At 58.9% G+C, this 11486-nt stretch carries 11 protein-coding genes; 5 read left to right on the top strand and 6 right to left on the bottom strand.

Going from position 1 to position 11486, the window contains the following annotated elements:
* Positions 1–29 precede the first annotated feature (29 nt).
* Entirely contained in the window at positions 30–746 is a 717-nt protein-coding gene (locus A6U86_RS12320) for a GntR family transcriptional regulator (protein ID WP_083196818.1), read from the bottom strand.
* 144 nt (positions 747–890) lie between these two features.
* On the opposite strand from A6U86_RS12320, the gene bioB reads away from it, so the two are divergent.
* Genes bioB through A6U86_RS12295 form a run of 5 tightly spaced genes read left to right on the top strand, consistent with a single transcriptional unit; the run spans position 891 to position 5920 of the window.
* Positions 891–1880 (top strand): biotin synthase BioB, encoded by a 990-nt coding sequence (gene bioB / locus A6U86_RS12315; protein WP_068391261.1) that lies wholly within the window; start codon positions 891–893, stop codon positions 1878–1880.
* On the top strand, positions 1877–3022 hold the full coding sequence (locus A6U86_RS12310; RefSeq protein WP_068391258.1) for an 8-amino-7-oxononanoate synthase: 1146 nt from the start codon (positions 1877–1879) through the stop codon (positions 3020–3022). The genes bioB and A6U86_RS12310 overlap by 4 nt, the downstream gene beginning before the upstream one ends.
* On the top strand, positions 3019–3657 hold the full coding sequence (gene bioD / locus A6U86_RS12305; RefSeq protein WP_068391256.1) for a dethiobiotin synthase: 639 nt from the start codon (positions 3019–3021) through the stop codon (positions 3655–3657). Before A6U86_RS12310 ends, bioD begins: the two co-directional genes overlap by 4 nt.
* A complete protein-coding gene (locus A6U86_RS12300; RefSeq protein ID WP_068391252.1) occupies positions 3654–4913 on the top strand; it encodes an adenosylmethionine--8-amino-7-oxononanoate transaminase in 1260 nt (419 codons plus the stop codon). The genes bioD and A6U86_RS12300 overlap by 4 nt, the downstream gene beginning before the upstream one ends.
* Positions 4910–5920 (top strand): beta-ketoacyl-ACP synthase III, encoded by a 1011-nt coding sequence (locus tag A6U86_RS12295; RefSeq protein ID WP_068391249.1) that lies wholly within the window; start codon positions 4910–4912, stop codon positions 5918–5920. The genes A6U86_RS12300 and A6U86_RS12295 overlap by 4 nt, the downstream gene beginning before the upstream one ends.
* A gap of 64 nt (positions 5921–5984) precedes the next feature.
* Here A6U86_RS12295 and A6U86_RS12290 read toward each other — a convergent pair whose 3' ends face one another.
* The 5 genes from A6U86_RS12290 to A6U86_RS12270 all read right to left on the bottom strand — a co-directional run bounded on the left by A6U86_RS12290 (position 5985) and on the right by A6U86_RS12270 (position 11434).
* The gene (locus A6U86_RS12290) at positions 5985–7022 is read right to left on the bottom strand and encodes an ABC transporter ATP-binding protein (RefSeq protein ID WP_068391247.1); all 1038 of its coding nucleotides are present in this window, start codon (positions 7020–7022) and stop codon (positions 5985–5987) included.
* Between the two features lie 18 nt (positions 7023–7040).
* The gene (locus A6U86_RS12285; protein WP_068391244.1) at positions 7041–7841 is read right to left on the bottom strand and encodes an ABC transporter permease; all 801 of its coding nucleotides are present in this window, start codon (positions 7839–7841) and stop codon (positions 7041–7043) included.
* A 10-nt stretch (positions 7842–7851) separates the two neighbouring features.
* Positions 7852–8736, bottom strand: coding sequence for an ABC transporter permease (locus A6U86_RS12280; RefSeq protein ID WP_198929057.1), 885 nt, complete (start codon positions 8734–8736; stop codon positions 7852–7854).
* Positions 8737–8741: 5 nt separating this feature from the next.
* Positions 8742–9782 (bottom strand): ABC transporter substrate-binding protein, encoded by a 1041-nt coding sequence (locus tag A6U86_RS12275; RefSeq protein ID WP_068391504.1) that lies wholly within the window; start codon positions 9780–9782, stop codon positions 8742–8744.
* A 74-nt stretch (positions 9783–9856) separates the two neighbouring features.
* Positions 9857–11434 carry an aromatic amino acid lyase gene (locus A6U86_RS12270; RefSeq protein ID WP_083196816.1) on the bottom strand — a complete coding sequence of 526 codons (1578 nt, stop codon included), beginning with the start codon at positions 11432–11434 and terminating at the stop codon, positions 9857–9859.
* Positions 11435–11486: the final 52 nt, after the last annotated feature.

Raw genomic sequence — 11486 nt, 5'->3', positions numbered from 1 at the left:
TGGCGGCGTGCACCCCACTCCCCCGAATACTAGGCTGGCCGACTCTTGCCGCTCAGTTTGCCATTGGGCCGTGCAGAAGCTTGCCCTACTCGGGTGTTTTGAACATCAGGCTGCATTGAATCGGTGCCGTTTTCCGTCTCGGGCTGCTCCAACCGGCGAATATGGGCATCCAACATCGCGATAGCCCCGCTGATGTTCCTTTCCTTCAATGCATTCAGGATCTTCCGATGAGCATTGCTCGATACAGGCTGCCATCCTGCCGTCCGAGTCGCGGAAAAAATTATCCGCGAATTGGCGAGCTGCAAATCGTCGAGCATGGTCAAAAGCCTCGGCATTTTGCAGGGGGCGACAAGGGCCCTGTGGAAGGCACGGTTCGCCTGTTCCCACTCCGTTATGTTCTTCGCTTGGTCGCCTGCGATCAAAGCTTCTTCGATCTTTTCGTGACTGGCGGCATTCATGCGGGGGGCGGCCAGCCTGAGTGCCAAGGTCTCCAGAGATGCGCGAATCTCCACGATTTCCTGGATTGACCACCCGTCCAGCGGGGCAACCCGAATACCTCGGCGTGGCTCGCTAACGACCAGGCCTCGAGCCCGCAAAAGCTGAAAGGCTTCGCGCGCGGGCACATGGCTCGCCTCGAACTCTTCGGCGACTTTATCTTGCCGCAACGCCGTTCCCGCCGCCAACTCTCCCGACACGATTCTTTCCCCGATGACGCGCGCAATGCGCTCAGCAACTGTCTCTGCCATACGATCCCCATAGATTATCTATGATAATATAGTTTGATCGACCACTTTAGAGGTCATATCCTGATATTTGGCAGCATAATTATAGATTATCTATTAATCAAGGGCGACAATGCGCTGCCGCTCCGCCGCCCTGGGAGAATTGCCATGCCGGAGAAGGAAGCGGCCATCTCGCCACAAGGCGCACTCAAATCTTGGACACTCGACACTGCGCGCGTGCTTTACGACCTGCCTTTCAATGATTTGCTGTTCAGGGCTCACACCATCCACCGCGAGAACTTCGATCCCAATCGCGTTCAGCTCAGCAAGCTGCTCAACATCAAGACAGGGGGCTGTCCCGAGGATTGTGGCTATTGCAGCCAGTCCTCCCATCATGCCTCTAATGTGAAGGCATCAAAGCTCATAGACACCACCGAAGTCATCGCCGAGGCCCGCAAGGCAAAGGCGCAAGGCGCAACCCGCTATTGCATGGGGGCGGCCTGGCGCAGCCCGAAGGCGCGGGATGAGGCAGCAATCGTCTCGATGATCGAGGAGGTTAAAGCTCTCGGGCTGGAGACCTGCATGACGCTGGGAATGCTGTCGCCGGAGCAGGCTCGCACCTTTGCCGAGGCAGGGCTCGATTACTACAATCACAATCTCGATACGTCCGAGCGTTTCTATCCTCAGGTCGTCACGACACGGACATTCGGCGACCGGCTGGAGACGCTGGCTCACGTCCGGGAGGCCGGCATCAAGGTTTGCAGCGGCGGCATTCTTGGACTGGGCGAACAGGAGGATGACCGGATCGACATGCTGGTGACCCTGGCAAATCTGCCAACCCCACCGGAAAGCGTGCCGATCAACATGCTGATCCCGATTCCCGGTTCACGCCTGGCGGAAGCCAAGCCAGTCGATTCCATCGGCTTCGTTCGGATCATTGCTCTTGCCAGGTTGATGATGCCGCAATCTCATGTCCGCCTTACGGCCGGACGAGCGGCCATGAGCGACGAAATGCAGGCGCTTTGCTTCTTCGCCGGTGCCAATTCGATATTTATAGGCGACACCCTCCTGACGACCGCCAACCCCGGAGATGATCGCGACAACAGCCTTTTGCGCCGGCTTCGGCTTGAGCCGATGACATTGGAGGCGCATGAATGACTGTCGATTTGCGCCAGCGTTATGAGGTGAAACTCCGACAACTCGCCCAGAAGGGCCGTCATCGGGACCTCAGCCGTGACACTGGATCGGATTTCACCTCCAACGACTATCTCGCGCTGACCTCGTCGCCGCGCATGCGCGCGGCCCTTGTCGATGCTCTTGATCGTGGTGTGCCGGTGGGCGCCGGCGGGTCGCGCCTGCTACGGGGCAACCATGCCGAACACGAAGCGCTTGAACAGGAAGCGGCGGCATTCTTTGCGTGCGAGCAAATGCTCTACTTCGTCAGCGGTTACGCCGCCAATCTCGCGGTTCTCTCAACCCTGCCGCAGCGCGGGGATCTCATTGTCCACGACGCGCTGATCCATGCGAGTGCGCATGATGGAATGAGGACGGGACGGGCCGATGTGGTGTCGGTGGCGCATAATGATGCGGATGCGGTCGAGGATGCCATCCTTGCCTGGCGCAAGCGAGGGGGCACCGGCGTACCGTGGATTGTCGTCGAAAGCATCTATTCGATGGATGGCGATCGCGCGCCACTTTCCGATCTGATCGAAATTGCCGATCGCAACGAAGGCTTCCTCTACATCGATGAGGCGCATGCAAGCGGCGTTCATGGCGTTGGCGGGCGTGGCTACGCTGCAGGACTTGAAGGACGAGATAATGTCATCGTCTTGCACACCTGCGGCAAGGCGGTTGGCACCGCCGGAGCACTGGTCGGCGCCAACCGCACTCTATGCAGCTTCCTCATCAATCGGGCTCGCCCCTTCATCTACGCAACAGCACCATCCCCCTTGCAAGCCGCGAGCGTCCGCGAGGCACTGGCCATCCTCGCTGACGAGCCGGAACGGCGCCAGACGCTGCACGGCCTTATCGCCTTTGCAAACGCGCAATTTTCCGAACATTTGGGTATGCGCGGCAGCGGCACGCAGATTCTTCCTGTTATCGTCGGTGAAAACGCGCGCGCCACGCATCTGGCCGAGCGCTTGCGCGCGGACGGTTTCGATGTTCGCGCTATTCGACCGCCCACGGTTCCGCATAGGACCGCGCGGCTGCGCATCACCATCACGCTCAATGTCGACCGACCGACCATCGCAAACATGGTCGAGCGGCTCGCCGAGCTCATTGCGACGGAGATTTCATGAGCAACTGTCTCGTTGTGACGGGCACCGATACGGGCATCGGCAAGACGGTCTTTTCCGCCGCGCTCACAGCTGCCCTCAACGCCTCCTATTGGAAGCCGGTCCAATCAGGGCTGGATGGCGAAACCGACAGCGAAACGATCGCCCGACTTGGGCGGATTCCGCAGCATCGTATCCTGCCCGAAGCATGGCGCCTGAACACTCCGGCCTCGCCGCATTTGTCAGCCCGGATCGATGGTGTTGCGATAGCGCCTGATCTGTTGACACCCCCCGCGACACAATTGCCACTCGTCATTGAGGGGGCTGGTGGATTGCTTGTTCCTTTGACGCGGGAACAAACCTTTGCCGACGTGTTCGCGCGCTGGCGCTATCCGACCATTCTGTGCGCTCGGACCGCCCTTGGCACCATCAACCACACATTGCTTTCGATTGAAGCACTGGAGCGACGGCAAATACCCATCCTCGGCGTGGCCTTCATCGGTGACGCCCAGCCCGATACGATGAGTATCATCGGGGAGATGGGTCGTGTTTCCATCCTCGGCCGCCTACCGCATCTTGATCCGTTGACGCCGGAGGCATTGCACCTGACCTTTGCAGAGCAATTCGACCTTTCCAGATTTCGCGAGGTCCTGGCATGACGGCGATCTGGCATCCCTTCACCCAGCATCAGCTTGAACCGGCCTTTAAAAAAATCGTGCGAACCGAAGGAGCCTACCTGTTTGACCAGGATGGACGTTCCGTTCTCGATGCCATTTCTTCTTGGTGGGTTATCACCCACGAACACCGCCATCCCCGCATCACGAGGGCGATCCACGACGCGGTGGAGCAACTCGACCAGCTGATATTTGCTGAATACAGCCATGAAGCCGCCGAGGCATTGGCGCGCGGTCTCATTGATCTCGCCTCGCCGGGGCTGGCACACGTTTTCTTTTCAGACAGCGGCTCCACGTCGGTGGAAGTCGCCCTGAAAATGGCGCTCGGAATGTTTCACAATCGGGGGACGCCGCGCTCCCGCATTGTCGTCATGGAACACAGCTATCACGGCGATACCATCGGTACGATGTCGATTGGCGCTCGTGGAGTCTTCAATTCAGCCTACGAACCATTGCTGTTCGACGTTGCAAGCATTTCATTCCCTGTGGCGGGCCGGGAGCAGCAGACACTCGACGAGCTTGAGGCATTCTGCCGGCGCGGAGAGGTCGCTGCCTTCATCGTCGAACCCTTGGTGCTGGGGGCTGGCGGGATGAAAATGTACCCGCCTCATCTCCTGACCGAGTTTCGGCGGATAACGGCACAGTATGGAACCTTGCTGATCGCCGACGAAGTCATGACAGGTTGGGGACGGACAGGCACTTTGCTCGCCTGCGAACAGGCGGGCATTTCTCCGGACATACTCTGCCTTTCCAAAGGAATAACGGGCGGCGCGCTGCCGCTCGCCGTGACGCTCTGCACGCCGGAAATATTCGACGCACATTTGTCCGATGACCGTGGCCGCATGTTTTTTCATTCCAGTTCCTATACCGCCAACCCCATCGCTTGCGCGGCGGCCGTGGCAAATCTGGAGGTCTGGCGGGAAGAACCAGTTATGTCCCGCATCGCGGCCATCGAGGCAATGCATCGTGAATGGTTGGCGAAATTCCGGTTCGATCCACGCTTTACCGGGCTCCGCCAGCAGGGCACGATCGCCGCGCTTGATCTTGCCACCGGAACGAATGGGTATCTCTCCGAGGTTGGTCCGAGGCTTCGAACCTTCTTCCGCGAGAGAGATCTCCTCATACGACCTTTGGGCAATGTCATTTATCTGATGCCCCCTTATTGTGTGGGGGAGAGGGATTTGCGGCGCGCCTATGAAGCCATCGATGAGGCCGCCGACTTAATTGGGCTACCGGCATGAGGGCCTGGTCGAGCAGAATAGCAGGCCTCGGTCACTACGTTCCGAAACGCCGCATCGACAACGCCGAAATCGAAGCACGCCTGGGTCTGGCAGAAGGCTGGATCGAACGCAGGACCGGCATACGCGCGCGCCATTGGGCCGCGCCCGGCGAAAGCCTGACCGACATGGCGGCGCAAGCCGGGTCCATGGCGCTCGATCATGCCGGCATCGATCGTGCGGCCGTTGCACTGACGCTGCTGGCAACATCCACGCCTGATCATCTCCTGCCGCCTTCGGCACCGTTGCTCGCGCACAAGCTGGGTCTTCAGGCGTCGGGCGCAGTCGACCTCGCAGGCGCCTGTTCGGGCTTCCTGTACGCGCTGACGCTTGCCGATGGTTTCATAAGAGCCCAGAGCAGGCCCGTTCTCGTGGTCGCCGCGAATATTCTGAGCCGGCGCATAAATATGGAAGAACGGGCAAGCTCCGTGGTCTTTGCCGATGCCGCCGGCGCCGTGCTTCTCGTTCCATCGGAAGATTCACAATCAGGCATCCTGGGCATTGAGCTCGTATCGGAAGGCTCGGCCTACGATCTCATTTCCATCCCCTCCGGAGGCAGCGTCCGTCCCTTCCATCCCGGCATCGAGCCTGATTCCGTCAATATGACAATGCAGGACGGGAAAGTGGTTTTCCAGAAAGCCGTCCGCATCATGAGTCAATCGGCGTCGCAGGCTTTGAAGCGTGCCGAAATCTCCTCGCAGTGTATCGACCGCTTCATCCCCCATCAGGCGAACGTCCGAATTATCGATGCAGTCTGTGACGAGTTGGCAATTCCGCTCGAAAAATCCGTCCGCACGATCGGGGACTTTGGAAATTCATCGGCGGCGACGATTCCACTCTCAATGTCGCTGGCCAATAGTGAGCGCCCGTTCGTCGCCGGCGAACAACTGCTGCTTGCCGCGGCCGGCGCCGGCATGACCGGCGGAGCGGTTGTCGTTCGGATGCAGGAGGCTTTGCCGGCAATCTGCTGATCTTATGAAGACAGAGCCTCGTTCGATTCCGGTACCTGAGATGTTTTTAACTTCGCAAAAACCGTCAGCTATTTGTGGAATCGCCGGCGCGTTCATCGCTCGCGACGATATGCTGGTTCACCGCGCTCCACACGGCAAGTACTTCCTCCCCCCGCTGGAAATGCAGCGGGTTTCCGGCCGTAATCAAGGATGAGCCGGTGTTACCGTCGTTGAATGCCAATCCCACCTTGATGTGGGCTCCCGCGAAGGCGATATCCGTTATTCTTGCGGCTTTTGAAACCTCATCGTCGCAGCATTTACCAGCCGGCATCGTCAGCTGAACATGCTCGGGGCGAACAATGATATTCGTTCCTCGGCTTGAGCCCTCCATGATGTTGGACTCTCCAAGGAATTTCGCGACGAACAGCGAATTCGGTTTGCGATAAAGCTCCGTCGGCGTGCCGACCTGCACGATCTTCCCATTGTTGAAGACAGCGATACGGTCTGAGAGCGTAAGCGCTTCCTCTTGATCATGCGTCACGAACACGAATGTCATGCCAAGCTCGCGATGCATCCGGGCGATCTCCAGCTGCAAGCGATCGCGCAGGCGCTTGTCGAGGGCGCCGAGAGGCTCATCGAGCAACAGTGCCCTGGGCTCGTATACGACGGCGCGGGCGAGTGCGACGCGCTGCTGCTGCCCACCCGAAAGCTGTCGCGGCAAACGATTTGCGAAGTCGCCGAGTTGCACGAGGTCGAGCACATGCCTCACCTTCGTTTCAATTTCCGGCTTCGCAACACCCCTCTGGCGAAGGGGATAGGCGATATTCTGAAACACCGTCATGTGCGGAAAAAGCGCGTATTGCTGAAAGACAACCCCAAGGTCGCGCTTATGCGGCTTGAAGTGGGTAATGTCCTGGCCGTCGATCTCCACCGAGCCGGCATTGAGCGCAACAAAGCCGGCGATGATGGAGAGCAGCGTTGTCTTGCCAGAGCCGCTGGGGCCTAGAAACGTCATGAATTCGCCAGGCGCAATATCGAGCGAGATATCGTCGATGGCGGGCTTTACGGCACCCGGATAAAAGCGGGTTGCGTTCGAGATCTTGATCGAGTGCTTTTTCATCATTCTTACGAAACCGCGTTTCTAAAACTTGTTGCCGGCTCTGAGCGACACGAACAGGAAGATGATCGTCGTTGCGACGACAATCACGCTGGAGGCCGCAGATATGGTGGGATCCATATCGAGGGCGATCGAGTTGTACATCTGCACCGGCAGCGTTCTCAGCTTCGGCGTCTGCAGAAAGAGTGCAACGACGAACTCGTCAAAAGAGCTGACGAAGGCGAAAAGGAAGCCCGAGATGACACCGGATGCAAGCAGCGGGATCTTGATCCGCAGCAGTGTCGTCATGCCACCGGCACCCAGACTGGACGAGGCAAGGTCCAGCGTATTGTCGTAGCCCGTGAGGCTGGCAGCAACGGTGGTGATTACGAACGGGATGGCAAGGGCCGTATGCGCGAGAACAAGACCAGACAAGGTGCCGGCCAGATGCCATTTGAGGAATGTGGCATATATGGCGATACCGATCACCACGCTCGGAACAGTCAGCGGCAGCGAGAAGAAAAGTCGTAGGATCGCGCCTGTCCTGCGCGGGATTCGCGTGAGCCCGATCGCCGCACTGACGCCGAGAACGGTGGCGAGAATGGCGGTCAGTGACGCGATCTGGAGCGATTGCAGCAATGACGAAATCCACATGCGCGACGTGAAGAAGTTCTCGTACCACCGCAAGGACCATTCCCGCGGCGGGAATTGGAATGTCTCGCCGGCAGTGAAACTCGCGGGAATGACGACAAATGTCGGCAGAACGATCAGGATCGCCGTCAGCAAGGTCATCAGACGCAAAAGGAGGCCAGGGCCGCCTTCGCGGCGCGTCGAGAAAAAGGACATCGCGCTCACCTCACTTTCCGGCCATGTTGGGTTGCAGGTCGAGGCGGGCATTCAGTCTGCCAATCAGCGCCATCAGTGCGGCAGCGATGAGCAGAACGATAACGGCGAGCGCGCCGGCGCCGCCAAAATCGAGCAATGTGTCGACGCGTGTCGCGATGAGCTGCGAAACCAGCGCCTCCTGCGGCGAACCGAGGATCGCTGGGGTCACATAGAAACCGAGGGCTATGACAAAGACGAGAGACAGGCCGGCGATCATGCCGGGTAACGAAAGCGGCAGATAGATTTCCAGAAAGGCGCGCCATCTCGGGGAACCCATGGAAGCCGCTGCGTCCAGCAGGCGCCGGTCGATCCCGCGCATATTGCTGTAAAGCGGCAGGATCATATAGGGCAAAAGGACTTGCGCCATCGCGATCGTAACGCCGGTCGACGTGCGGACCAGCACCACGCCCGGCAAGCCAACCCATGAGAAGGCTGTTTCGATCAGGCCGCCGCGCTGCATCAATAAGGTCCAGGCAAAGCTGCGAGCGATCGCCGAGGTCCAGAAAGGCAACAAGGCTATCGTCATGAGGACGGCGCGCATCCGGGGCGTGACCAGCGTCAACATATAGGCGTAGGGAAATCCTATGAGCAGCGTCACGACCGCAACGATGGCGGCAATGCGAAGGGTTCTCACAATAATGATGATTGAGATGTCGTCGGTTAGAAGCGAGGCGTAGTTCTGCAATCCCCATTCGGGATCGGTGAAACTTCGCATCGCGATGGAAAGCAATGGATACAGAAAAGCTCCAAGCAAAAGAACGGTCGATGGAAGCAGCAGCCAGACCACGATATTGATTGGCGCCGCTGCGGCTCTTCGTCCTTCAGAGGCGCGGTTGTCGATAACTGCTTCCATCATCAAACCTATCGAGACATCCAGGGAGTGACCTTGGCGATAACCGAATTGAGGTTGGCCGCCCACCATTTCACGTTGGAAAGCAGCACCTTGTCTCCGTTTTCGTCATGCAGGCGCGGATTGAACGTCTTGTTGAGGTCGGAATAGTCAGGCGTCGCCTTGCTGGTCGCGGCGATAACGCCGGCAAGCTCCGCAAACCGCTTGTTCTGTTCCGGCTGCGAGACGAACTGGACGAAATCCATCGCAGTCGCCAGATTTGGCGTACCCTTCGGGACGATCAGCGCGTCCCAGCCAAGGATCGTCTTGTCCCAGACCGGAGCGATCGGTGCGCCGGCTTTCGCCGATGCGATGACACGGCCGGTGACGGCGAAACCCATGTCGGCCTGGCCATCGACAAGAGCCTGCTGAAGCGCACCATTCGTCTTGGTGAAGATGATCGACGATTTGATCGTATCGAGCTTCTTGAGCGCGCGATCCACGTCGATCGGATAAAGGTTCTTGGCGTCGACGCCGTCCGCCATCAGGGCGTATTCCAGCGTGCCGAGACTGATATCCGGCGGCAGGACCCGCGTTCCGGGGAAATTCTTGAGATCGAAGAAGTCCGCGAGTTTCGTTGGCGGATGATCCTTATATTTCTCCGTATTGTAGACGAAGGTCAGGGCAAAAAAGTACACGGGAAGCCCGCACTCGCTGACGGAACCCTCGGGAAACTGCGAGGTATCGATCTTGGAGAGATCCAGCTTTTCGAGAAGCTTGCCGCAGTTCTGCTCCGCAAAGGCAGCGCCCTGATCCATGACATCCCAGGAAACCGCGCCAGCCTCGACCATCGCCTTCAGCTTCGCGCCATCGGGGGGTGAATCATTTTCGAACTGGACATTCTGGCTTGCCGTGTAAGGCTGTTGCCAGGCCTTGATCTGCGAATCCTGAAGAGTTCCCTGATAGGAAACGAACGTCAGCGACTTCTCCTCCGCCCGTACCTGGTTGAGCGCAACGATCGCGCTTGTGGCACCGATCAGTGCGGCCAACACCGAATTTCTTACTCTCAACATCAGTTCCTCCTCCTTTTTGTATTCATTCCGGATCGGCGCGCATGCGCCTCCACCCATCGCTCGGCCGTATCCGCCTAGTTGTTTGATGCCATCATGCTATCGACCGCACCCCGATTGCTTTCGAGCCGTTCCAGCAAAGGCTGCACATTCGGTGGCCTTTCCCCAGCCGCTGCGAAGGGTATTGCCTTACGGGCAAAGGCGAATAGCTCTCCCGTCACCCTGCCAAGCGGTGTTCGTCCACGCAGCTCGGCGGCTTGAGCGGCGACCATCAATTCCATGGCGACGATGGACGTGCCCAACTGTGCCAATTCCAATCCGCGCCGGCCACCAAGTGCGGCGAGCGACGCCCGATCCATGACGCCGTTCGAGTGACTTGAGCTTGCCAGTTCGCCCGCCAAAGGCACCGTCAACAAACGGGCTTCCGAAGTAATCGACTTGTGAAACAGGGCAACGCCATTGAAACCCGGCGCACCGATGCCGTCCTCTTCGATCAGGCCGATTGCAAGACCCGACCAGGTCGTGTCGACGAGTTTTGCAAGCCGCTCCGTCGAGCTCGTGAAGACCGGCGCGAAAGCCTGCCGCATGACATCGAGCGCCATGCAAAGCGTGACCATGTCGAAATTCGCAACGGCAGCCAGGCCGCCATGCTTCAGCGAAATGACGGGATTGCCCTGGCTCGAATTCAGCTCACGCTCGATCTGTTGCTTCGAAAAAGAAAGGTTGTCTTCGACGGCGCCATGGATCAAAGCCATCGAACGGAAGGATAAGGGATCCTGAAGGTTTCTAGGGCCACCTTCGGCGAGGATATAACTTCCATCAATATACGCCCTTATCGCCGAGCCATGCCGATGAAGGCCCGCGAACGGACGTGATTGCAAGGCAATGTCCGATACGATTGAGGGGTTGGCAGCGTAGCCTTCCATGCTAAGCGCTCCGACCAAGGTCGAAAGCTGCAGCAGGCGGTGAAGATCGACGAAAGACAGAACCGCGACCGCGGTCGACATGGCGCTGGAATTGAGGAGCGCAAGAGCTTCGCCCGCTTCAAGGTCGATATCGTCGAACAGAGCCAGGGCGATATCGGCCATCGACGACATGTCGCTCTGCCCCATGGAACCCCATAGATGCATGGCGATTGGCCGATCAGCATTCAGGGCATCGACAAGCCGTTCGGCCAGGGCCGGCCGTGCGCCGGTGGTGCCGCTCGCCAGCGAGTTCAGAAGGTTGACCACGGTCGCGCGCGTCACATCCTTGGCGGCGACAGGTCCGTGCCCGGCATTATGGGTCCGCAGCAACCGTCGACTGAACTCGGCGGTGTTGGCCTGATTGATGCTCGCCGAGGTTTTCGGTCCGACGCTGGTGGTCGCGCCGTAAATGCGTTCGCCGCGGCGGATCGCCTCTTCCAAAATACTGCGGCCGCGCGCCATGCGTTCGCTGGCGTCGGAGCTCAAGACTACCTTGGTGCCATGACGGGATATGGAAATGACCTGCTCGATGGTCAGGTTCTGACCGGTGATCTCGACGACATCTTGGCGCAATGGTTGCATGTGGAGCGGCCCGCCTGCCCTGCCTGGAATGGTTTGTACGGGACTTTCGCCCCCTTGCGCGCAGCCGAGATTGATCTCCTGCGCTATCGTCGTGGATGGGTAGGGCATTCAACGTCGGCGAACAACAGCAGAATCAATCCGTTTCAATGGATGAAACGAA

The sequence above is a fragment of the Rhizobium sp. AC27/96 genome (assembly GCF_001692325.1).
In the GTDB taxonomy this organism is placed as follows: Bacteria; Pseudomonadota; Alphaproteobacteria; order Rhizobiales; family Rhizobiaceae; genus Rhizobium.
Note: the sequence above shows the minus strand (reverse complement) of the source record. Positions and strands in the feature narration are given on the sequence as shown.

Bases quoted from the DNA above. Each gene is read 5' to 3' on its own strand.
- A6U86_RS12300 (WP_068391252.1), top strand. From the start codon at position 3,654: ATGACGGCGATCTGGCATCCCTTCACCCAGCATCAGCTTGAACCGGCC.
- A6U86_RS12295 (WP_068391249.1), top strand. From the start codon at position 4,910: ATGAGGGCCTGGTCGAGCAGAATAGCAGGCCTCGGTCACTACGTTCCG.
- A6U86_RS12280 (WP_198929057.1), bottom strand. From the start codon at position 8,736: ATGATGGAAGCAGTTATCGACAACCGCGCCTCTGAAGGACGAAGAGCC.
- A6U86_RS12285 (WP_068391244.1), bottom strand. From the start codon at position 7,841: ATGTCCTTTTTCTCGACGCGCCGCGAAGGCGGCCCTGGCCTCCTTTTG.
- bioB (WP_068391261.1), top strand. From the start codon at position 891: ATGCCGGAGAAGGAAGCGGCCATCTCGCCACAAGGCGCACTCAAATCT.
- bioD (WP_068391256.1), top strand. From the start codon at position 3,019: ATGAGCAACTGTCTCGTTGTGACGGGCACCGATACGGGCATCGGCAAG.
- A6U86_RS12275 (WP_068391504.1), bottom strand. From the start codon at position 9,782: ATGTTGAGAGTAAGAAATTCGGTGTTGGCCGCACTGATCGGTGCCACA.
- A6U86_RS12310 (WP_068391258.1), top strand. From the start codon at position 1,877: ATGACTGTCGATTTGCGCCAGCGTTATGAGGTGAAACTCCGACAACTC.
- A6U86_RS12320 (WP_083196818.1), bottom strand. From the start codon at position 746: ATGGCAGAGACAGTTGCTGAGCGCATTGCGCGCGTCATCGGGGAAAGA.
- A6U86_RS12270 (WP_083196816.1), bottom strand. From the start codon at position 11,434: ATGCCCTACCCATCCACGACGATAGCGCAGGAGATCAATCTCGGCTGC.
- A6U86_RS12290 (WP_068391247.1), bottom strand. From the start codon at position 7,022: ATGATGAAAAAGCACTCGATCAAGATCTCGAACGCAACCCGCTTTTAT.